The sequence below is a fragment of the Halosimplex aquaticum genome (assembly GCF_028747785.1).
Lineage (GTDB): Archaea > Halobacteriota > Halobacteria > Halobacteriales > Haloarculaceae > Halosimplex > Halosimplex aquaticum.
The window spans coordinates 729,780-750,962 of the sequence record NZ_CP118158.1 but is presented as its reverse complement, the minus strand read 5'-3'; the positions used below and the strand labels follow the sequence as shown (position 1 = coordinate 750,962).

Here is a 21,183-nt window from a genome sequence, read left to right as displayed (position 1 = left end):
CGGCGTCCGAACGGTGTTCCGGGCCGCGATCTGCTGTCAGAACACCAACCTTTAAATCACATCGGCACGCCTCGGGAGGGTATGGAACGGGTCACGGTGGAAGACGTGCCGTCACGGTCGTATCGGGGGCTGGAACTGTTCATGCTGATACCACCGGTGTTGATGGGCATCTTCGGGCTCGGGATCGTGGTTCTCGGGCTGATGAGCTTCGGGAGTTCCTCGGCCGCCGCCGGTACGGCGGGGGCCGCGTCCACTGCCGGCACGACTGGCGCCGCGGGCGGCGGCATGACGGCGCTACTCGGCGGCGTGGCGATAGTGTGGATCCTCGCGCTCCTGTTCGGCCTCGCTTCGGCCGTCGCGATCCCGCTGTTCCTGTACCTCGATGCCGGAAAGATCGCCGACCAGGATCTGGACTGGGAACCGAGTCAGGGGCTGTACGCGGTCGGCGGGTTCTTCCTCAGCGGCCTCGTCGTCTGGCACTACCTCTACAAGCGCCACCAGTACGTCATCGACTGGGTCGACACCGAGGCCTGGTGGTACCTCGCGCTCATGGGCGTCGGCATCGGTATCCTCGGTATCGTTGGCAGCGGTATCGACCCGATGCTCATGCCGATCGGCCTGCTCGGCCTCCCGCTGTTCGCCGTGGGGATCTACAAGGACGCGACCTACGTGCGCCTCCAGAGCGACTGGCGTCCTAACCCGGTGAACCACTTCCTCGCCGCCTTCTTCACCGGGATCATCGCCATCCTCGGCGTGTTCTACTTCGGGTACTACGCCTACAAACGCCACTCGCACGTCGGTCTCATCTGAGATTCCACGGGGTCTGTAGCGCGTTTCGGTACCTCCGGCCTCCCGTCCAGCGGCTGGTTGCGGACACTCACTGAGCGAGAGGACTGCGGAAACCGGCAGAAGACGGACCTGCTTACAGCAGGTCGTGCTCGGCGAGGCGCTCGACGCCCTCGCGGAGGCGGTCCTCGCTGTTGGCGTAGGCGAGGCGGACCCAGCCGGGGGTCCCGAACGCGCTTCCGGGGACCGTCGCGACGTGGGCGGTCTCGATGGCTTCCTCGGCCCATGCCACGTCGTCGTCGGCGACGGGGAGCATCAAGTAGAACGCGCCCTCGGGCGTCGGGACCTCCTTGCCGTGCTCGGCGAACAGGTCGACGAGCATGTCGCGGCGCTCCTCGAAGGCCGAGCGCATCTCCTCGACGGCCTCGTCGGTGTTCTCCAGCGCTTCGACGCCGGCGTGCTGGACGAAGTTGACGGCGCAGGTGACGGAGTGGCCGTGGATCTTGCCGGACTGGTCGATCAGTTCCTCGGGGGCGGCGTAGTAACCCAGGCGCCAGCCGGTCATCGCGTAGGCCTTCGAGAAGCCGTTGAGGGTGATGGTCCGGTCCTCCATGCCCTCCAGCGAGCCGATGCTCGTCGGCTCGACGCCGTCGTAGGTGATCTCCTTGTAGATCTCGTCTGCGACGACGGTGACGTCGTGCTCGACGGCGATGTCGCGCACGCCTTCGAGGGCCTCGTCGGAGTAGACGGCGCCGTGGGGGTTGCCCGGTGAGTTGACGACGAGGATCTCCGTGTCGTCGGAGACGGCCTCGGCGAGGTCGTCGAGTGCGGGTTCGAGCGCGAAGTCGTACTGGGCGGTGTCGACGCGTTTCAGGGACCCGTCCGAGAGCTTCACCATCGCCTCGTAGGAGACCCACGCCGGGTCGAGCAGGACGACCTCGTCGCCGTCGTCGATGAGCGTCTGGAAGACCTCGAACAGGCCCTGCTTGCCGCCAGGCGTGACGACGATATTCTCGGTGCCGTACTGGTCGAGGCCGTCGTCGTGGAGCTTGTCGACCACCGCGGACTTGAGCTCGGGGATGCCGTTCGAGGGCGTGTAGCCGGTGTGACCGGCGTCCAGCGCGTCTTTGGCGGCCTGCTTGACGTTCTCGGGGGTATCGAAGTCGACGATGTCGCCGACGGAGAGGTCGACGACGTCGACTCCCTCGGCCTCCAGTTCGGAGGCCTTGTTGCTGATAGCGACTGTGGCGCTCGGTTCGATGCGGTCGACGCGTGCTGCGAAGTCCATGAGTGTATGTGTGCTGTGTTCCGCGCTGTTTCGACGTCAGGGCAGTTCTTCGACGAGGTCGACGGCGCTGTCGACGACGGTCGCGCCGTAGTCGGTGCGCGCCTTCGCCTCGGCCGTGCTCATGCCGGGGCCGATGATCCCGAAGGTGACCGGGGTGTCCCGGTCGAGGCTCACGTCGGTCAGCGCCTGCGCGGCGGCGTCGGCGATGACCTCGTCGTGGTCGGTGTCGCCTTCGACGATGGCGCCGAGGACGGCGACGGCGTCGACGTCCTCGCGGCGGGCCAACCGGTCTGCGGCCAGCGGCGTGTCGTAGGAGCCGGGCACCTCGACGGTCGCGACGACGTCGGCGTCGCGCTCGCGGGCGGCCTCGCGGGCCGCCGCTTCCATCCCGTCGATGACCGACCCCTCCTTGTCGAACTGGGCGACCACCAGACCGAGCTGTGCCATACCTGCGGCCAAGCCAGCGCGGGTAAAAGAACTACCGTTCGCGTCCCGCCGACCGACTGTTCGGCGGCGATCGAGGCCGACACCGGCCGGAGAGGGACACGCTTATTCCGCCCGGTGGGTAACCCCGCGGCAATGACACTCTCCTCGCCCGCACCCGTCCTCGGCGTCGTCGGCGGCGGCCAGCTCGGCCGGATGCTCGCCGAGGCCGCCGCGCCACTCGGTGTCGAAGTCCTCGTCAGCGACCCGACCCCGGACGCACCGGCCGCGCCCGTCGCCCGCGACCAGATCGTCGGCGGCTTCGACGACCCCGAGGCGGTCCGCGAACTCGCCGAGCGATCGGACTACCTCACTTTCGAGATCGAACTCGCCGACCCCGACCTGCTCGAACGGGTCGCCCAGGAGACGGACACGCCGGTTCACCCCAAACCCGAGACGCTTCGGATCATCGAGGACAAACTCGTCCAGAAGCGCCGCCTCGCCGAGGCCGGCGTCCCCGTCCCCCAGTTCCGCGAGGTGGACTCCGCCGACGAACTGCGCGAGGCGCTCGACGACCTGGGCTACCCCGCGATGCTCAAGGCCCGCAAGGGCGGGTACGACGGCCGCGGGAACGTCCCCGTCGAGACGCCCGACGACGTCGAGGAGGCGTTCGCGGAGATCGTCGACGCCGCGCAGGGCGGGAGCCAGGAGGACCCGTCGGGCGTCGCCATGGTCGAGGAGATGGTCGACTTCGAGCGCGAACTGGCCGTGATGGGCTGTCTGGGGAGCGCGCTGCACGGCGACGGTGCCCAACAGCGCGACACCTTCCCCGTCACGGAGACGATCCACGAGGAAGAGATCCTCCGCGAGACCGTCTCGCCGGCCCGGGCGGAGGAGTCCGTCCGCGAACGCGCCCGGCAGGTCGCGCTCGACGTCCTCGACGTCATGGAGGGCCGTGGCGTCTACGGGATCGAACTGTTCGAAGGGCCAGAGGGCGAGATCCTCCTCAACGAGATCGCGCCCCGGCCGCACAACTCCGGCCACTGGACCATCGAGGGGTGTCACACCTCGCAGTTCGAACAGCACGTCCGCGCCGTGACCGGGCGACCGCTGGGGACCACCGACCGGCGCGCGCCGACGGTCTCCGCCAATATCCTCGGCGACGTGGACGAGCGACAGGAGGCGACGCTCTCCGGCGAGGACGAGGTCTTCGAGGCGCCGCGCGCGCACCTCCACTGGTACGGCAAGCGCGAGGTGTACCCGCTCCGGAAGATGGGCCACGTGGCGCTAGTCGGCAAGCGCGACGAGCGGACCGACAGGCTTCTCGCGGAGGTCCGGGAGCTGCGCGACGGGCTCTCGTTCCGATAGCGCCCCGAACGACACGCACTGCTTGCCGAACCGCACACGCTTACGGTCTCCCCGCGTGCACTCCCGTCCATGACCGCCGACTCCGTCCAGTCGATCATCGACCAGCTCCGCGAGGAGGCCGAGATGGACCTGCCGAACGAGGAGACGCCCGACGTGGGCATCGTCATGGGATCTGACTCGGACCTGCCGACGATGGCCGGCGGGCAGGGCAAGCGACCCGGGGCGTACGCCGCGCTCGCCGACGAACTCGGGTTCGAGGAGCAGACCGACTACGAGGACGCCCCGGAGAGCCGGTTCACCTTCGAGACGTTCGTCGTCTCGGCCCACCGGACACCGGACCTGATGTACGCCTACGCGGAGACGGCCGAAGTGCGCGGGATCGACGTGATCATCGCCGGTGCGGGCGGGAAATCGGCCGACCTGCCGAACATGACCGCGTCCATCGCCTACCCGCTCCCGGTCATCGGCGTCCCCGTCCAGGAGAAGTCAGTCGATTCGGTCATCGGGATGCCACAGGGCGCGCCGATCACCGCCGTCGACGCGGGGAAGTCGTTCAACGCCGCGCTGACGGCGGCACAGATCCTCTCACGCCAGCACACCGAGATCCGCGAGCGACTGGTCGAGTACCATCGGGAACTGCAAGAAGACGTGGGCGATGTCTCGCGTGACCTGCACGAACTCGGGACGCCAGGGTTCAAAGACCAGTACTGGGACCAGGAGTAACGTTACGCCGGCTTCCGGCCCGATATCACGCGAACCTCGTCGTCCTGTCTGAAGGGGCCGCCGCCCAGTTCTCCGAGTCGCTCGCGCAGGTCCGCCTCGAAGTCGTCACTCTGGTCGCCGAAGGTCGTCGGCGAGCAAAACGACAGCGAGAAGACGTAGCCGACGATGCCGTCCACGGTCCACTCGCGAGTCTCCTCGAACGTGGCGACTTCGACGTCCTCGAACTCTCGCTCGGCGATCAGTTCGTCGTACGGGTTCTCGTAGGGTTCGGTGCGCGGACCGGTGCGTTCGGGCAGATCGTCGCGGTAGTCGGCGGCGAGGGCGTACACCTCGTCCTGCCACGGCTGGCTACCGCTCGTGAGCCACTCGGTGTCGTCGAAGACGGCGACCCCGCCGCCGGGCTCGGTCAGTTCGCGGATCCGGTCGAGGGTCGGTTCGCGGTCCATCCAGTGGAACGACCGCCCCATCGTCGTCACCCTGAACGGGCCGAGGCGCTCGCCGACCTCCCCGCGCAGGTCGGCGTCCGAGCCGACCACCCACTCGACGTTCTCGCGGCCGGCCGCGCGGGCCTGCTCGCGCGCCTCGTCGATCATCCGCTCGTTCGGGTCCATCCCGACCACCGTCCCGACGGTCGCGGCCAGGGGGACGGCGATCTGTCCGGCGCCGCAGCCGAGGTCGAGGGCGCGCGCGGACTCGTCGAAGTCGAACCGGTCGGCGAGGTAGTCGATCGGTCGGTCGCCGTACCGGGGTCGGTACTCGGCGTAGTACGACTCCGCGCTCGCGAAGGGGTCCTCCGAGGACATTTCTGCACTCGGATACGACTGAAGCGACGGCTGGACGAAGAGCGTATCGGTCGGTCCGTCGTTCGGGTCGCGGGCGCCGAGAGACGCCGTCGCCAGTGATCGCTCGGTGCGAACTGGTTCGGTAGACTCGGATTACCCGTCGGCCGGAAATCGTCGGCCGAGAGGCGCCGAGGACAACAATCAACCCTTATATGGCCCGACCCCAAACCGTCGAACGATAGAGAGTCATGAGTAACCCATGGATAGCCATCGGGGCGCTCGCGCTGGTGGCGCTGGCCATACCGCTCAGTATGATGGTGGTGTCAGCGCTGTTGCGACCGAGCGTGCCGGAACAGGGAAAACGCGCCGTCTACGAGAGCGGCGAGGTCCCGACTGGCGACACGCGCATCAAGTTCAACATTCAGTACTACATGGTCGCGCTGCTGTTCGTCGTCTTCGACATCGAGACCGTCCTGATCTTCCCGTGGACGGTCATCTACCAGGACGCGGTCGCGAACGTCGGGCTCGCGAAGGCGCTGGTCCCGATGCTCGTGTTCATCGGCGTCCTCGTCATCGGCCTCGGCTGGGCGTGGCGTAACGGCGCGGTCAAGTGGGTCCGCAGCCCGCGGGCTCAAGCACAGCGGGTCGAACAGTAATCATGAGTAGCGACAATCAAGACACGCACGAGCTAGGCACAGACATCGAATCGACCCAGGACGCGCGGCTGGGTGAGGGCGTCGACAACCGGTTCAACTCGACGCTGCGGGAGGCGTTCGGCTCGACGCCGTTCATCCTCACGAAGTTCGACAAGTTCATGAACTGGGTGCGGGGGTCGTCGATGTTCATGCTGCAGTTCGGGATCGCCTGCTGCAGCATCGAGATGATCCACACCTACGCGATCAAGCACGACCTGGACCGCTTCGGTGCCGGCGTGCCGCGCGCGTCGCCGCGCCAGGCCGACGTGATCATCGTCCCGGGGACCATCGTCTCGAAGTTCGCCCCGCGGATGAAGCGCGTCTACGACCAGATGCCCGAGCCCAAGTTCGTCGTCTCGATGGGGTCGTGCACTATCTCCGGCGGCCCGTTCCAGGAGGGCTACAACGTCGTCAAGGGCGCCGAGGAGGTCATCCCGTGCGACATCCACGTCCCGGGCTGTCCGCCGCGACCCGAGGCGCTCATCTACGGCGTCGCCAAGCTTCAGGAGCGCATCGCCAACGGCGAGTCCTCGCCCGTCACCGTCAAACCGTACGAACTGGAGCAGTTCGGCGACCTCGAACGGGACGAACTCGTGGAGAAGCTCGCAGACCAGATCGACGAGGACGACCTCGTCATGCGGTACAACTGGAGTGACTCGCCATGAGCTTAGAGGAGACGGAAGGCGACCTACTCGCCACGCAGGACGTCGGCGTCACCGAGGAGGGCGTCGACTACGACGCGCTCGCGGACCTGCTCGGCGACACGGTCATCGACCGCGAGAGCCACGTCAACGCGGAGGCGTTCGTCGTCCGGCCCGACGAGGTGCAGGACGCGCTGTTCGCCCTGCGTGACGAGGCCGGCTTCGACCACTGCGCGTGCGTGACCGCACAGGACTACGACGACCGCTACGAGTCTATCTACCACCTGCGGAAGTACGACGACCCCACCCAGGAAGTGTCGGTCGTCGTCCCCACGACGAAGGACGACCCGGTCAGCCAGACCGCGGAACCGGTCTACCGCACGGCCGACTGGCACGAGCGTGAGGCCTACGACCTGGTCGGCATCGAGTACGAGGGCCACCCGGACCTGCGGCGGATCCTCCTGCCCGAGACCTGGCAGGGCCACCCCCTGGCCCAGGACTTCAGCGGCGAGGAACCGCAGATCGTCACCCTCCGCGAGCACGCCAACCCGCTCGAAGGCGATCACCGCGCGGAGAGCGACGACGCGGACACGATGTACATCAACATCGGCCCGCACCACCCCGCCACGCACGGCGTGCTCCACGTCGAGACGGTCCTCGACGGCGAGCAGATCGCCCACGTCGAACCCGACATCGGCTACCTCCACCGCTGCGAGGAGCAGATGTGCCAGCAGGGCACCTATCGCCACCAGATCATGCCCTACCCCGACCGGTGGGACTACGTCTCGGCCGGCATCCTCAACGAGTGGGCGTACGCGCGCACCGCGGAGGACCTGGCCGACATCGAGGTGCCCGAGTACGCGCAGGTCATCCGGACGATGGCCGCGGAGATGTCCCGCATCGCCGCGCACATGCTCGCGCTCGGGACGTTCGCGCTGGACGTCTTCGGCGACTTCACCGCCGTCTTCCAGTACGCGTTCCGCGACCGCGAGGTCGTCCAGGACCTCCTGGAGGACCTGACCGGCCAGCGTCTGATGTTCAACTACCTCCGGTTGGGCGGCGTGGCCTGGGACCTGCCCGAGCCCCGCGAGGAGTTCTTCGAGAAGACGCGGGACTTCCTCGACGACCTGCCGCACAAGCTCACGGAGTACCACGACCTGGTCACCTCCAACGAGATATTCCAGATGCGCTGCGTCGACACGGGCGTCCTGCCGCCGGAAGAGGCCAAGCAGTACGGCGCGACGGGGCCGGTCGCACGCGGCTCCGGCATCGACTACGACCTGCGCCGCGACGACCCCTACGGCTACTATCCCGAACTCGACTGGGACGTCGTCACCGAGGACGGCTGCGACAACTACGCGCGCGTCCTCGTGCGCATGCGCGAGGTCGAGCAGTCCGCCCGCATCATCGAGCAGTGCGTCGACCTGCTCGAAGACTGGCCGGAAGACGAGCGCGACATCCAGGCGAACGTGCCCCGCACGCTCCGCCCGGACCCCGACACCGAGATCTACCGCGCCGTGGAGGCCGCCAAGGGCGAACTCGGCATCTACATCCGCTCGGACGGCACCGACAAACCCGCGCGCTTCAAGATCCGGAGTCCGTGCTTCTCGAACCTGCAGACGCTGCCGGTCATGTCCGAGGGCGAGTTCATCCCCGACATGATCGCGTCGCTCGGTAGCCTGGACATCGTCCTCGGGGAGGTGGACCGGTGATGCTACCGCTCCAGTCGGAGACGCCGTTCCCCAAGATCATCGCCGACCTGCTCGGGCTCGACATCAACGAGCCGTGGGTCATCGCGGTCACAGCGATCGTCGCCGCGGCCGTCATCGCGACGGTCCTGCTGACGATGACCGCGGTCCTGGGCATCTGGGGCAAGCGGAAGATCACCGCGGCCTTCACGGACCGCATCGCCGTCAACCGGCACGGTCCCTACGGGCTGCTGATCATCCCCGCGGACGCGGTGCGTCTGCTCTCGAAGGAGCTCATCGTTCCCGAGGGCGTCGACCGCCCGGCGTGGGATCTGGCGCCGCTCATCATCGCGAGTTCGGCGCTGCTCGGGTTCGCCGTCATTCCGTTCGGTAACGACCTGCAACTGGCCGACCCGGAGATCGGGCTGGCCTACGTCTTCGCCGTCGCGTCTATCGCGTCGCTTGGCCTGCTGATGGCCGGCTACGCGTCGAACAACAAGTTCTCGTTCCTCGGTGGGCTGCGCGCGGTCGCGCAGAACCTCGCCTACGAGATCCCGCTGGTCCTGACGGGCGTCTCGGTGGTCCTGTTCGCCGGGTCGCTCCGCCTCTCGACCATCGTCGACGTGCAACAGCAGACGCTGGTCTCGCTGGGCGGCATCGCGATCCCGTCGTGGTTCGCGTTCGTCAACCCGTTCGCGTTCGCGCTGTTCCTGATCGCGAACCTCGCGGAGGTCGGCCGCAACCCGTTCGACATCCCCGAGGCGCCGACGGAGATCGTCGCCGGGTACCAGACCGAGTACTCGTCGGTGTACTTCGTGCTCATCTACCTCGGCGAGTTCATCCACATCTTCCTCGGAGGCGCGATCATCGCGACAATCTTCCTCGGCGGCCCCTCGGGCCCCGTGCTCCCGGGCGTCGTCTGGTTCTTCATCAAGATGATCTCGGTCTACCTGTTCACGCAGTGGGCGCGGTCGGCGGTCCCCCGCGTGCGCATCGACCAGCTCATCCAGATCGGCTGGAAGGGCATGCTCGTGCTCTCGTTCGCGAACCTGGTCCTGACCGCTATCATCGTCGGGGTGGTCAACGCATGACCGCGACGGCCCCGACGGTCGGAGGTGACTCCCAATGATAGGCATCCTCAAATCCATGGCAACGACGATGAAACACGCGCTCGACGGCGAGACGTTCACCGTCGAGTACCCCGAGACGCCGCCGGAGGTCAGTCCGCGGTTCCGCGGCGTCCACAAGTTCAGCCAGGAGCGCTGTATCTGGTGTCGGCAGTGCGAGAACGTCTGCCCGAACAACACCATCCAGATCGTCACGGACGACCAGCGCAACGGCGAGCAGTACAACCTCCACATCGGCCAGTGCATCTACTGCCGGCTCTGCGAGGAGGTCTGCCCCGTCGACGCCATCCTGCTGACACAGAACTTCGAGTGGACGGCGGACACGAAAGACGAGTTCGTCCTCGACAAGGAACAGCTGAAGAACGTTCCCTGGTACAAGGACATCGACCCGCTCGAATCCAGAGAGCCGGACCGCGGCGCGTGGATCGGTGAAGGCGACGGCGAAGTCGACTATCAGTAGGCCGTCCCTCGTTTTTCGAGATTCGGTTTCCGTCCGCGAGAGCGAAGCGAGCGCGGTTCCCCGGACGCGAGAGAACGAAGTGAGCGAGACGTCCGGCCTGTGTCGTGAACGTAGTGAACGACACCTCGTCAGAGCTTGGCTCTGACGGCGTTTTCGCCCACGTTTTTGCGCGAGTGGGTCGCGAAGCGACCCCGAGCGGAAAAAGTGGTAACCAGGTGGTCAGGAGAGATGTGCGGTGACGTCGGTCGAGGACACCATCCCGACGTAGTCGTCGTCGACGACCGGGAGGTGTTTGATGCCGTAGGTGTCCATCATCGCGGCGACCTCTTCCATGTAGAGGTCGGGCGTGGCGGTCTCGACGTCGGTCGTCATCACTTCGTCCACCCGTAACGCGGAGACGTCTTTTCCCTCGGCGACGGCGTCGAGCACGTCCGTACTGCTGATAATCGCGCGCGGCGTGGTCAAGACGACGAGCGCGTTGATGTCCTTCGCCCGCATTTGCCGTGCGGCGTCCATCACCGAGGCGTCTTTCGAGATCGTCTCCAGCGGCGTGGACATCACGTCTTCGACTGTCGGTCTGTCAGTTGCACCCATACCACACGGAAGGGCGCCGACGGTTATGGGGTTTGCCCAGGGCGGCTCCGTCCGCGGTGTCTGCAACCGTGTCGGATCATTCGTCCGCGTCGGCCGTGCGAACTGCCGGTGCGGCCTCCTCGGTTTCGAGGACGATCGGATCGGGGAGGCGGGGGTCGGGCTCCCGCCCCAGAGTGAGCAGGCGTTCGGTGAGGGTGAGCTCCTCCGACCCGGGGCTGGGCTTTTGGATCTCCTCGTGCTCGACCACCAGTCCCTCGGGCTCGGCGGCGATGCGGACCGCGGTGAGCTGATACGACGGGTAGAACACCGGCGGGAGGACGCCGATGACGCCGTCGCGGCGGTGGAGGCGCTTGAGCCACGTACCAGTGTTCACGAGCAGGCCGCCGTCGACCTCCCGGAGCGCGGGGCGGTGGGTGTGGCCGTAGCAGAAGACCACTGTGTCCGGGCGGTCAGCGAACACCTCGCGGGCGGCGGACTCGTAGGGCGCCTCGGCGTCGACGGTGAGCGCCGTCTCGAAGACGCCGAAGCGCTGGATCGTCTTCCGGACGTCCCGGCGGATGAAATACAGCGGGATGCCGACGAGCACCAGCAGTCCGGTGACGGCCACGTTGAGGGCGAGGAGGAACCAGACCGCGGTACCGGCCGTGCCGAACTGGCCGAGGAACGCGGTGGTCCGGTCGACCGGCATCGACCAGACGCCGACGAGGTCGAGGCCGGCGAGCACCGCGAGGACGACGCTGACGTTGAACAACAGCAGGAACGGGACGAGCGCGTACCGCAACAGGGGGTTCATCTCGCGGTAGAAGTACTTCGAGAGGAGCCAGCTCGGCACCCGCTCGGTGGGCGTCACCGCCTGGATGTCCCGGAGCCAGTTGTACCGGCCGCGGTCGGAGAGCTGTCCCGCCCGGCTCGTCACGAGCGTGTTGAAGTAGTATCCGAGCGGCGTCGCGTGCGGGTCCCCCCAGTTTTCGATCCGGTTGTTCGGGTCGCGCTGGTGACCGTGTTCGAAGTACACCACCCGGTCGCCGACGCGGCGGCTGATCGACTGGCGTTGTACCACGTCGACGTTGTACTCGGCGAAGCGCTCGACGTACTCGTCGTAGGCCGCCAGTTCGTGGTCGTGGTTGCCCGGGAGCAAGGTGATCTGGATAGCCGCGCCGGTCGCGCGAAGTTGCTCGAAGAGGTCCGGGTACCGGTCGAGGAGCACGTCGAACTTCGCCGGCCCGTCGACGTGGGTGAACTCCCACAGCCCGAACGCATCGCCGTTGATTATCAGCTCCGCGTCCTCCTCGGAGCGCTCCAGCCGCTCGAGGAAGGCGAGCAACTCGTCGAGGAACTCGACGTGTTCCAGTTGCTCGTCCCCGCCGATGTGGAGGTCGCTGATCACGTAGTACACGCCCTCGTCGGTGTCCGGCATCGGTTCCGACGTTGGGACTCCTCGCAATAGGGCGTTGCCCCGTCGCCGCTCGTCGACGCGACCGCGTAGGACGGGCCGCTATCGTCTACCGACACGGGCGAGAGACGTAGACGTGGACGAACACGGGCGAGAAACGCAGTCGGCGGTAAACGGGGGAAGAAAGCGAAGTGGGCGGCGAACGCGAACGGGGAGGGGGGCTCAGTCGCCGTGGACCTGGTCGCGGATCTCCTCGGGGACGCTCGGGTCGCGCAGGGTGGTGGTGTCGCCGAGTTCGTCGCCGTTGGAGATGTTCTCGAGGAGGCGCCGCATGATCTTGCCCGACCGGGTCTTCGGGAGGTCCTCGACGAAGACGACGCGGGCGGGACGGGCGAACTTCCCGATCTCGTCCTCGACGGCCTCGATGATGCGATCGTGGACTTCCTCCTGGCTGGCGTCGATGCCCTCGCGGACGACGACGTACACGTCGGGGACTTCGCCCTTCTCGTCGTGGTCGCGGGCGGCGACGGCGGCCTCCGCGACGTACTCGACCTCGGAGACGGCGGACTCCAGTTCCATCGTCCCGAGGCGGTGCCCGGCGACGTTCATCACGTCGTCGAGGCGGCCGAGGACGCGGAAGTAGCCGTCTCTCTCGTGGACGGCGCCGTCGCCGGCCTTGTAGACCCAGTCCTCGCTCGCCGAGCTGTCGGTGTCAGAGAAGTCCCGCCAGTACTCCTCGATGAAGCGCTCGTCGTCGCCGTAGACGGTCTGGAGCATGCCGGGCCAGGGCTTCTCGATGACGAGGTTGCCCGCCTTCCCGCTGGCGGGCTCCATCGGTTCGCCGCTGTCGTCGTACAGGGCGGGCTGGATGCCCGGGCACGGGAAGCCGGCGGAGCCGGGTTTCATGTCCTTCAGCGCCGGCAGGTTCGTGATGAGGTGGCCGCCGGTCTCGGTCTGCCACCAGGTGTCGACGATGACGGCGTCCTCGTCGCCGATATGCTTGTAGTACCACAGCCACGCTTCCGGCTGGATGGGTTCGCCGACCGTGGTCATGTGGCGGAAGTCGAAGTCGTAGTCCTCGACGTACTCGGCGCCCCACTTCATGAACATGCGGACGGCCGTCGGCGAGGTGTGGAAGATGTCCACGTCGTAGCGTTCGGCGATCTCCCAGATGCGGCCCTTGTGGGGGTGGTCTGGCGTGTCCTCGTACATCACGGACGTGGTACCCAGCGACAGCGGCCCGTAGACGATGTAGGAGTGGCCCGTGATCCACCCGATGTCCGCGGCGCACCAGTAGGTGTCCTCGGGCTTGATGTCGAGGACGTACTTCGAGGTGGCGGTGACGTACGAGAGGTAGCCGCCGGTGCGGTGCTGGCAGCCCTTCGGCTTGCCCGTCGTCCCCGAGGTGTACATCAGGAACAGCGGGTCCTCGGCGTCCCTGGAGACGGGGTCGACGCGGGCGCGCTCGTTGTCGGCCAGCAGGTCGTCGACGAGGACGTAGGGGTCGTCGCTGTCGACCGAGACGTCCTCGTGGAGTTCGTCGTGGCGCGACCACAGCAGGACGGTGTCGACGTCCGAGTCGGCGAGTTCGAGCGCCTCGTCGCACTTCTCCTTGTGGTTGAGGAACTCGCCGCGGCGGTAGTAGCCGTCGCAAGTGACGACGACGTCCGACTCGGCGTCGTCGATGCGGTCGGCGAGCGCCTGCGCGGAGAAGCCGGCGAACACCTCCGAGTGCGGCGCGCCGATGCGGGCACAGGCCAGCATCGTGATCGGCAGGGCCGGGAGCATCGGGAGGTGACAGGTGACGACGTCGTCCTCCTCGACGCCGACGTCCTGCAGCGCGGCGGCGGTCTCGTTGACCCGGTTGTACAGGTCCTGGTAGGTGATCGTCTCGCGCTCGTCTTTGTCGGTACCCTCCCAGATGAACGCGGCCTGATTCTTGCGCTCGTCGAGGTGGCGGTCGATGCAGTTGTACGAGGCGTTCAGTTGCCCGCCGCTGAACCACTCGTAGAACGGCGGGTTCGAGTCGTCGAGCACCTCGTCCCAGTGTTCGTCCCACTCGAGCAGTTCGGCGTACTCCTCGAAGGCCTCGGGGTAGTTCTCCTCGAAGCGGTCGTAGATGTCCGGGTCGGTCGCGTTGGCCTGGCCGACGAACTCGGCCGGCGGCCGAAAGTACTCCTGTTCGGTCAGCCGCGACTCCAGCGGTGTTCCTGCGTCCTCTGACATGGCTATCGACCCCTCCCTGTCGGTCCCGACGGGCGACGGTCGTGTCTCGGTGACATGGTTCGTTCTGAATATCAGCGACGAGACTCTTAAGCGAACCGTCTAACTATGTTTCGACGCGAGGAGATTGCGGATTGTTCAGTCGGTCCGGGGCCGTCCCGCGCCGCCGCGACGGACGGGGAGTGCCGACCGTCGGCGCTCACTCGTCGTCGAAGAACGCGGTGAGCACTTTCTGCTGGGCCTTCCGGAGGTGGTTGTGGAGCGTGGGCGAGGAGACGCCGATGGAGTCGGCGAGCTCCTCGGCGGTGCTGCCGCGGGGCCACTCGAAGTAGCCCGCGAGGTACGCCGCCCGCAGGACCGACTGCTGTTTCGCGGTGAGGTCGTCTTCGAGCGACTGGCGGAAGCCGTCGGTCGTCTGGACCGGTCGCTCGACCTCCTGTTTCGAGAGGAGCGCCGACTCCCGGAACGACGACTGGAACCCGTTGAACACCGCGCGGACGTCGGTCTCGGTAGTGAACTCGGCGGTGACGCGCTGGGCGCCCTCGTCGACGGCGAACTCGGTGACGTGGCCGCCGAGTTCGGTGAGCGTCGTCGCCGGTTCCTCGCCGCCGACGACGAACTCGACGAGGTAGCTCTCGTCGTAGTCGCGGATCAGCCGGGCGTTCTCGATGCTGTCGACATCTGCGGCGAAGTCGACGACCCGCTCGGGCGAGGTCCCGCGCATGGTCACGAAGTACAGCAGCGACTGCCCCTCGCCGGGGACGATCCCCTGGAGTTCGAACGAGGCTCCGAGGCGGTCGCTGGCCGCGACGAAGAACGCGCGGTCGCTCTCCACCCGGAACCGGAGTTCGATGACGCTGTCGGCGAGGAGGAGGTTCCGGCGCTTGATGTCGGTCATCGCCTGCCCGACCTGCCAGCCGAGCGTCGCGAGCAGGCGCCGCTCGTCGCGTTCGAACGCGCTGTCGGCCGTCGTCCCGAGCGCGAGGAGTCCGTGAGTCGTCTCGCCGTAGGTTATCGGGACGATGGCGACCGACGCCGCCGACAGATCGGCGTCGGGTCCGTCGGCAGACGTCGGGAGGCGTAACTCGCGCCCGTCGTCGGGGAGCACGCGGATGGCCTCGGTGCGGCCGCTCTCCGCGTCGCGCAGGGACTCGTCGCCCGTCGTCGCCTCGGCCAGCCCCTCGGCGGTCGGCTCCTCGATCCCCGCCCACGCCGTCGAGACGACGCCGCGGTCGCCGGTCGTCGTCCCGACCCACGCGAACGAGTACCCCTCGGTCCCGGCCAGGCGGTCGCAGAGCCGCGAGGCGACCTCGGTCCGTTTCGAGGCCGTCCCCAGCACCTCGGTGGCCGCGCCGAGCGCCTCGATCACGCCCGTTACCCGCTCAGACCCGGGTCCGCGAACGGGGGAGGCGTCCGCGGGAGTGGGGTCGTCCGCGGCGAGTCCACCGTCGATCGGGACGAACGCAGCGACGCGACCTGTCGCGTCGGAGCCCCCGCCGACCGGCGCGACGACGCGGACGACCGCTCTGGGCGGTCCGTCGCGCCGGTCGAGTGCGACCTCGCTCGCGCCCACGGCCTCGCGGTGACCGTCGGCGTCGCGCCCGGCGTAGAGCGCGTCGACCGGATCGCCGACGAGGTCCTGGCTCGGGTATCCGGTCAGCGCCGCGACGCCGTCGTTGGCGTACGCGACGGCGCCGTCGGCGTCGGTGACGACCACGCCGAGATCGGACGCAGCGAGCGCGCGGCCGACCTCCGGCGGCCCCCAGGCGGCGCTCGGGCCGGTGAGGGCCGTCCGTTCGAGCGCGTCGACGACCGCGTCCACGTCCACGGGGTCGAGCTGCTGTGCGAGGCTGTCGAGGCCGTTCCAGGGACCGATGGCGAGGACGACCCGGGGGTCGACGCCTTCCTCGTGGACGAGCCGGCGCGCGTAGTACCGACAGAGGTCCCGCGAGGAGACCTCGCGGAGGGCGTCGTCCCCGGCGGTCGCCGCCGCCCGGTCGGCGACCTCGGATATCATCATCTGGACCCGCCGCGGGGTCACGTCGACGACCCGTTCGTCACCTCCGACGCCCTCCTCGTTGACGTACCGCCGGACCGCCGACCTGACGGCCGCGGGGACGTACGCCTCGCGCGCCGACTCCCCGTCGCCGGCGTCGACCGCGAGGAAGTGATGGGTCCCGTTGCGCGTGGTCCGCGTCCGGAAGTCCCCGGGCGTGATACGCGCGATCTCCGGCGGGCGAAGCCCCGCCTCGGCGCAGAGCCGGACGACCAGGTCCTCCCGGTAGGTCTCCGTCGCCTGGCGCAGTCGATCGTACCCTTCCTCCGTCAGTTCGTCCGTCCGGGCACCCACCCCAGTTCGTTCCATCTGCGTCTCGTTTCGTCTGTTTCACTCCTGCGAAATAAATCGTTCGGCGGTCCCCCTCGATCGGCAGTGGCGGAGAGTACTCACTCCCGATTTCCGCCGCTTCGGCAGTTTCCGCCGCAGGTCTGTCGCGCGCGAGAATCACGGGTGACTGTCTCTCACACGGGACTGATATCTCGGCACCTCCGTCCTGGGGTTCCAGACACGTACACGACCTTCGTTTCGGCCAAGGACAAATTCCGAAACGAGGGCGGCGCAGTCACCGCGGTCGATCGGCACGGGCGCCCGCCGAGCCCGTCGGGCTCACTCCCGTTCGAGCGCGGACTCGATCTCGCCGACGATCTCCGGGTTGCGGAGGGCGCTGGTGTCGCCGAACTCGCCGTCGTCGGCGATGTCCTTGAGGAGGCGCCGCATCAGCTTTCCAGAGCGGGTCTTCGGGAGCTCCGGGGTGAAGACGAACCGCTCGGGGACGGCGAACGGGCCGATGGCCCGCTCGACGCTGCCGGTGATGCGGTCGCGCAGTCGCTGTTCGCTCTCGTGGCGGTCGTCGGTGCTGACGAACGCGTAGATGGCGTTGTCGGCGCTGCCGTTGCAGACGTCGACGATGGCCGCCTCGGCGACGCCCTCCACGTCCGCGATCGCGCTCTCTAGCTCCATGGTCCCCAGCCGGTGGTTGCCGACGGTCACCGTGTCGTCCAAGCGACCGAGCACGGTGACGTACCCGTCGTCGTCGATCCGGGCGACGTCCTCGGTGACGTAGCGCCATTCGTCGCCGTCGTCGGTCTCCAGGTCGAGGGGCATCCCCGGCCACGGCCTCGTGACCGCGAGCCGTCCCCCCTCCTCGGCTGTGGTCGGTTCGCCGTCCGGCCCGACGACGGTCACCTCGATACCCGGCAACGGCGGGCCGGCGCTCCCCGGCTTCATCGCGTCGACGCCGGGCAGCGTCGACAGCAGGATGCTGCCCGTCTCGGTCTGCCACCACGTGTCGACGACGGGGCACTCTCCGTTCCCGACGTGGTCGTAGTACCACGACCAGGCGCTGGGGTTGAGCGGTTCGCCGACCGACCCCAGGAGGCGGAGGCTGGAGAGGTCGTGCGACTCCGGGTGCTCGGTGCCCCACTTCATGAACGCGCGAATGGCGGTCGGCGCCGTGTAGAAGACGTCGACGGCGTTGCGTTCGATGAGTTCCCACACCCGGTCCTTCTCGGGGTGGTCGGGCGTCCCCTCGTAGAGGAGCGTCGTCGTTCCCAGCGAGAGCGGGCCGTACACCAGGTACGTGTGGCCGGTGATCCAGCCGATGTCCGCAGAACACCAGTAGGTGTCCGCTGGTTCGAGGTCGAGGACGGCGTGGCTGGTCCACGCGGCGTGGGCGAGGTACCCGCCGGTCGTGTGCCTGACCTCGGTCGGTTCGCCGGTCGTTCCGGACGTGTAGATCAGGAACAGGGGGTCGTTGGCGTCCCGGGAGACGGGGTCGACTTCCGCGCCCCGGTGGCCGGCGATCAGGTCGTCGTAGGCGTGGTCGCCGTCGCCGAGGCGGACGCTCTCGTCGTCCAGTCGCTCGACGACGACGGTGTCGGTCACCTCGTGGGACACCGAGAGGCAGGCGTTGTCGGCCTTGTTCTTCTGGTGGATGGCGTTGCCCCGGCGGTAGTAGCCGTCGCAGGTCACGAGGAACGCCGAGTCGGCCCGCTCCATCCGCTCGGCGAGCGCCGCAGCGGAGAAGCCGGCGAACACCACGTTGTGCGGCGCGCCGATGCGGGCGCAGGCCAGCATCGCTATCGGAAGTTCCGGGATCGCCGGCATGTAGAGCGTGACCACGTCGCCCTCGCCGATACCGAGCGAGCGCAGGCCCGCCGCGAACTCGTTGACCTCGCGGTAGAGGTCGAGGTACGTGTACGTCCGGCGCTCGCCCCGCTTGCCGATCCACTTGATCGCCGCCTGGGTCTTGCGCTCGTCGAGGTGGCGGTCCACGCAGTTGATCGCGGCGTTGACTCGGCCGCCCGGGAACCAGCGGCCGTTCTCCCCCTCCCGGTCGAACACGCGGTCGTACGGACGCTCCCAGTCTATCATCTCGGCCGCTCGCTCCCAGCAGTCGGGCCACGCCTCCGAGAACGCGGCCGCGTCCGCCTCGGTGACGTTCGCCTGCTCGACGAACGCCTCCGGGGGGTCGACCGTCGCTCGGTCGCTCGGGTTCGTCTCGACCCCGTACTGGTCGTCCATCTGTAGGTTATCGCGGTGGAACCGACATAAATGATCCGCGGGCCGCGACGACGGAACCGGTGCTCGACGCCGGAACAGCCCCTCCGCGACCGCAGCGGACCGACCGAAGACCCGGCCCGTCGCCCATCACACCGACTACAGGCACCCGGCCCGGACGGTATCGATCGGCGAAGCGCCAGTGATGAACCGATCACTCGCGCGCTGATCGGCCGCATGCGACGGTGTCTCCGGCGCCACGACGGCGATACCGGACCGTCCGCGAGAAGGTAATTATCTTTCACGATAATATCGGCCGTGAGTTTATGTAGGAATTCGGTGTTTGCCCGCATAGCATGACACGGACCGGACCGGAATCGATACTCCGGCGACTCAGGGAGCGAGTCGGGAGCGACGGGGAGGGACGGCCGGCCGAAACGGACGGCGGTGCGATACTCGACCGCGCCGGCGGCGAATCGCTGGCACACCGGTACGATCCGGATCACAGCGCGCTCGAAGACGTATACGGCGACGCCGGCGCCGCCGCGGTGGGGGACCGGCACGTCCGCGATCTGTTCGACCTCGACGGCGACGACGTGGCCGACCTGGTCGGCGAGTACCGCGCGGCGGGGATGACCGCACCGACGTTCGCCGCGTCGCAGCGGATCGTCTCCGACGCGCTCGTCGACGCCGCGTTCGACCGACTGGAGACGGAACTCGACGCCGACGCGGACGGGGCGCTCGCGGAGGCCAGAGCCGACCTCCGGGAGGGGTTGCGGACGGCGAACGACGTGTTCACGGCCGGCGCCGCGGCGTACGAGCGAGCTGATCGCGAGGAGTCGCCAGACGAGGCGAGCGGTCCCGGCACGGCCGGTCGAGATATCGGCGATGGCGGCCTCGATTACCACGACGTCCTCCACCACATCGGGACCCCGCTGTTCGTCCTGGACCCCCAGGGCGAGATTCTCACGTGGAACGCCCAACTCGAACGGCTGACCGGCGTCTCCGAGGCCGAAGCCATGGAGATGGAGATGGCGAGCATGGCCTTCTACCCCGACGGTCGTCGCGGCAAGACGCTGGCCGACAAGGTGATCGACGCCCCCGAGCGGACCGACGAGGAGTACGACGTACCGAGAGTCGAAGACGCCTCGTTCACCCTCTACCGCGACACGAGCGTGATGCAGGACCAGCACGGCGAGGACGTCCACATCTCCTTCTCGGCCGCGCCGATCTACGACGACAGCGGCGAGTTGCTCGGCGTCGTCGAGATGGTTCAGGACCGGACGACGGACGTGCTCCGACACGAGCACACCGCGAACCTCGTCACGGAACTCGAAGACACGATGCGGGCGATCCAGTCGGGCGACCTCGACGCCCGCGCGTCGTTCGACAACGAGGACGGTCACGTCGACGAGTCGCTGTTGAACGTCGTCGGCGAGCTCAACGAGATGGCGAGCACGCTCGAAGGGCTCATCGAGCGGGTGGACGGGAACGCGGCGGACCTTGCGGCGGCGACCGACGAGTCCGCCGACGCCGCCGCGGGGATCGAGGACGCGGTCGCCGAGCAAAACGAGATCCTGGGGCGAGCCGCCGAGGACATCCAGGACGTCAGCGCGACCATGGAGGAGATCGCGGCCACCTCGAACCAGGTCTCCGCGGCGGCCGACCGGGCCACCGAAGCCGTCGAAGCGGGCGCCAGCGCGGGCGAGGCGGCCCAGGCCGTCACGGACGAACTCACCGACACGAGCGAGGAACTCGTCGACAGCGTCACCGGGCTCGAAGACCGGATGGACGAGGTCGGCGAGGTCATCGAGATCATCGCCGACGTGGCCGAGCAGACCAACATGCTCGCGCTGAACGCGAACATCGAGGCGGCGCGGGCCGGCGAGTCCGGCGAGGGCTTCGCCGTCGTCGCCGACGAGGTCAAGACCCTCGCCACCGAGACCAGCGAGTACGCCGACCGCATCGCCCGGTCGGTCACCGAGATCCAGGACCAGGCGACCGACACCGTCGACACCGTCGAGGCGTCCAACCGCCAGATCCAGCGCGCCGAGGAGGAGATCTCGGAGGCCCTCGACGCGCTCGACGACATCGCCGACGCCGTCGCGGAGACCGCCTCCGGCATCGAGGAAGTCGCCGACGCCAACGACAGCCAGGCCGACGCGATCGAGGGCGTCACGACGACCATCGAAGACGCCCGCAGCCACGCCGAGGACGCCGAGGCCGCCGCCCGCCGGATCGTCGAGACGACCGACTCGCAGACGCGGTCGGTCCGAGCGCTGGTCGACAGCGTGGAACAGCTCAACGGCGACGCGTCCGACCAGTAGCTCGCCCCTACCGTCTTCTGGAGCCGCGATAGAACACCGAGAGACTCCGCTATTCGGCCACGTCAGTGGTCCTGCCGGCCGATCTATGGTCCTCTCAGCATTTGCTG

Annotated in this window: 17 protein-coding genes; 9 read left to right on the top strand and 8 right to left on the bottom strand. The window is 67.9% G+C overall.

Annotation, left to right across the window (positions count from 1 at the left end):
• Positions 1-81: 81 nt before the first annotated feature.
• Positions 82-810, top strand: coding sequence for a hypothetical protein (locus PSC72_RS03680; protein WP_274324539.1), 729 nt, complete (start codon positions 82-84; stop codon positions 808-810).
• 112 nt (positions 811-922) lie between these two features.
• Here PSC72_RS03680 and PSC72_RS03675 read toward each other — a convergent pair whose 3' ends face one another.
• Both PSC72_RS03675 and ribH read right to left on the bottom strand, forming a co-directional pair.
• Complete coding sequence (locus PSC72_RS03675; RefSeq protein WP_274324538.1) at positions 923-2,074, bottom strand: pyridoxal phosphate-dependent aminotransferase; 1,152 nt, start codon at positions 2,072-2,074, stop codon at positions 923-925.
• Between the two features lie 36 nt (positions 2,075-2,110).
• Positions 2,111-2,521, bottom strand: a complete 411-nt coding sequence (ribH, locus tag PSC72_RS03670; RefSeq protein WP_274324537.1) for a 6,7-dimethyl-8-ribityllumazine synthase — start codon at positions 2,519-2,521, stop codon at positions 2,111-2,113.
• Between the two features lie 132 nt (positions 2,522-2,653).
• Between ribH and PSC72_RS03665 the strand changes: the two genes are divergently transcribed.
• Both PSC72_RS03665 and purE read left to right on the top strand, forming a co-directional pair.
• Complete coding sequence (locus tag PSC72_RS03665) at positions 2,654-3,865, top strand: 5-(carboxyamino)imidazole ribonucleotide synthase (RefSeq protein ID WP_274324536.1); 1,212 nt, start codon at positions 2,654-2,656, stop codon at positions 3,863-3,865.
• Between the two features lie 69 nt (positions 3,866-3,934).
• Positions 3,935-4,588, top strand: a complete 654-nt coding sequence (gene purE / locus PSC72_RS03660; protein ID WP_274324535.1) for a 5-(carboxyamino)imidazole ribonucleotide mutase — start codon at positions 3,935-3,937, stop codon at positions 4,586-4,588.
• A gap of 2 nt (positions 4,589-4,590) precedes the next feature.
• On the opposite strand, the gene PSC72_RS03655 is transcribed toward purE, so the two are convergent.
• Complete coding sequence (locus PSC72_RS03655) at positions 4,591-5,391, bottom strand: class I SAM-dependent methyltransferase (RefSeq protein ID WP_274324534.1); 801 nt, start codon at positions 5,389-5,391, stop codon at positions 4,591-4,593.
• Between the two features lie 227 nt (positions 5,392-5,618).
• On the opposite strand from PSC72_RS03655, the gene PSC72_RS03650 reads away from it, so the two are divergent.
• Genes PSC72_RS03650 through PSC72_RS03630 form a run of 5 tightly spaced genes read left to right on the top strand, consistent with a single transcriptional unit; the run spans position 5,619 to position 9,981 of the window.
• Positions 5,619-6,026 (top strand): NADH-quinone oxidoreductase subunit A, encoded by a 408-nt coding sequence (locus PSC72_RS03650; RefSeq protein WP_274324533.1) that lies wholly within the window; start codon positions 5,619-5,621, stop codon positions 6,024-6,026.
• Between the two features lie 2 nt (positions 6,027-6,028).
• Positions 6,029-6,730, top strand: a complete 702-nt coding sequence (locus PSC72_RS03645; RefSeq protein WP_274324532.1) for an NADH-quinone oxidoreductase subunit B — start codon at positions 6,029-6,031, stop codon at positions 6,728-6,730.
• A complete protein-coding gene (locus tag PSC72_RS03640; RefSeq protein ID WP_274324531.1) occupies positions 6,727-8,418 on the top strand; it encodes an NADH-quinone oxidoreductase subunit D in 1,692 nt (563 codons plus the stop codon). Before PSC72_RS03645 ends, PSC72_RS03640 begins: the two co-directional genes overlap by 4 nt.
• Positions 8,418-9,485 carry a complex I subunit 1/NuoH family protein gene (locus PSC72_RS03635; RefSeq protein ID WP_274324530.1) on the top strand — a complete coding sequence of 356 codons (1,068 nt, stop codon included), beginning with the start codon at positions 8,418-8,420 and terminating at the stop codon, positions 9,483-9,485. Before PSC72_RS03640 ends, PSC72_RS03635 begins: the two co-directional genes overlap by 1 nt.
• Before the next feature lie 34 nt (positions 9,486-9,519).
• Positions 9,520-9,981 (top strand): NuoI/complex I 23 kDa subunit family protein, encoded by a 462-nt coding sequence (locus PSC72_RS03630; protein WP_274324529.1) that lies wholly within the window; start codon positions 9,520-9,522, stop codon positions 9,979-9,981.
• 219 nt (positions 9,982-10,200) lie between these two features.
• Here the strand turns inward: PSC72_RS03630 and PSC72_RS03625 are convergent, their stop codons facing one another.
• From PSC72_RS03625 to PSC72_RS03605, 5 genes are all read right to left on the bottom strand, one after another.
• Positions 10,201-10,575: a CBS domain-containing protein gene (locus tag PSC72_RS03625; protein WP_274324528.1), complete on the bottom strand. Its 375-nt coding sequence runs from the start codon at positions 10,573-10,575 to the stop codon at positions 10,201-10,203.
• A gap of 76 nt (positions 10,576-10,651) precedes the next feature.
• Positions 10,652-11,992, bottom strand: coding sequence for a metallophosphoesterase (locus PSC72_RS03620; protein ID WP_274324527.1), 1,341 nt, complete (start codon positions 11,990-11,992; stop codon positions 10,652-10,654).
• A 198-nt stretch (positions 11,993-12,190) separates the two neighbouring features.
• Positions 12,191-14,194, bottom strand: a complete 2,004-nt coding sequence (gene acs, locus PSC72_RS03615) for an acetate--CoA ligase (protein WP_274324526.1) — start codon at positions 14,192-14,194, stop codon at positions 12,191-12,193.
• Positions 14,195-14,390: 196 nt separating this feature from the next.
• Complete coding sequence (locus PSC72_RS03610; protein ID WP_274324525.1) at positions 14,391-16,556, bottom strand: bacterio-opsin activator domain-containing protein; 2,166 nt, start codon at positions 16,554-16,556, stop codon at positions 14,391-14,393.
• 300 nt (positions 16,557-16,856) lie between these two features.
• The gene (locus PSC72_RS03605) at positions 16,857-18,773 is read right to left on the bottom strand and encodes an acetate--CoA ligase (RefSeq protein ID WP_274324524.1); all 1,917 of its coding nucleotides are present in this window, start codon (positions 18,771-18,773) and stop codon (positions 16,857-16,859) included.
• 332 nt (positions 18,774-19,105) lie between these two features.
• Here PSC72_RS03605 and PSC72_RS03600 point away from each other — a divergent pair, with 332 nt between their 5' ends.
• On the top strand, positions 19,106-21,076 hold the full coding sequence (locus tag PSC72_RS03600) for a methyl-accepting chemotaxis protein (RefSeq protein WP_274324523.1): 1,971 nt from the start codon (positions 19,106-19,108) through the stop codon (positions 21,074-21,076).
• Positions 21,077-21,183: the final 107 nt, after the last annotated feature.

Coding starts and splice junctions, on each gene's coding strand:
- PSC72_RS03605 (WP_274324524.1), bottom strand. CDS start 18,773: ATGGACGACCAGTACGGGGTCGAGACGAACCCGAGCGACCGAGCGACG.
- PSC72_RS03625 (WP_274324528.1), bottom strand. CDS start 10,575: ATGGGTGCAACTGACAGACCGACAGTCGAAGACGTGATGTCCACGCCG.
- PSC72_RS03640 (WP_274324531.1), top strand. CDS start 6,727: ATGAGCTTAGAGGAGACGGAAGGCGACCTACTCGCCACGCAGGACGTC.
- PSC72_RS03610 (WP_274324525.1), bottom strand. CDS start 16,556: ATGGAACGAACTGGGGTGGGTGCCCGGACGGACGAACTGACGGAGGAA.
- PSC72_RS03650 (WP_274324533.1), top strand. CDS start 5,619: ATGAGTAACCCATGGATAGCCATCGGGGCGCTCGCGCTGGTGGCGCTG.
- PSC72_RS03680 (WP_274324539.1), top strand. CDS start 82: ATGGAACGGGTCACGGTGGAAGACGTGCCGTCACGGTCGTATCGGGGG.
- ribH (WP_274324537.1), bottom strand. CDS start 2,521: ATGGCACAGCTCGGTCTGGTGGTCGCCCAGTTCGACAAGGAGGGGTCG.
- PSC72_RS03655 (WP_274324534.1), bottom strand. CDS start 5,391: ATGTCCTCGGAGGACCCCTTCGCGAGCGCGGAGTCGTACTACGCCGAG.
- PSC72_RS03620 (WP_274324527.1), bottom strand. CDS start 11,992: ATGCCGGACACCGACGAGGGCGTGTACTACGTGATCAGCGACCTCCAC.
- purE (WP_274324535.1), top strand. CDS start 3,935: ATGACCGCCGACTCCGTCCAGTCGATCATCGACCAGCTCCGCGAGGAG.
- PSC72_RS03645 (WP_274324532.1), top strand. CDS start 6,029: ATGAGTAGCGACAATCAAGACACGCACGAGCTAGGCACAGACATCGAA.
- PSC72_RS03630 (WP_274324529.1), top strand. CDS start 9,520: ATGATAGGCATCCTCAAATCCATGGCAACGACGATGAAACACGCGCTC.
- PSC72_RS03675 (WP_274324538.1), bottom strand. CDS start 2,074: ATGGACTTCGCAGCACGCGTCGACCGCATCGAACCGAGCGCCACAGTC.
- PSC72_RS03665 (WP_274324536.1), top strand. CDS start 2,654: ATGACACTCTCCTCGCCCGCACCCGTCCTCGGCGTCGTCGGCGGCGGC.
- PSC72_RS03635 (WP_274324530.1), top strand. CDS start 8,418: ATGCTACCGCTCCAGTCGGAGACGCCGTTCCCCAAGATCATCGCCGAC.
- acs (WP_274324526.1), bottom strand. CDS start 14,194: ATGTCAGAGGACGCAGGAACACCGCTGGAGTCGCGGCTGACCGAACAG.
- PSC72_RS03600 (WP_274324523.1), top strand. CDS start 19,106: ATGACACGGACCGGACCGGAATCGATACTCCGGCGACTCAGGGAGCGA.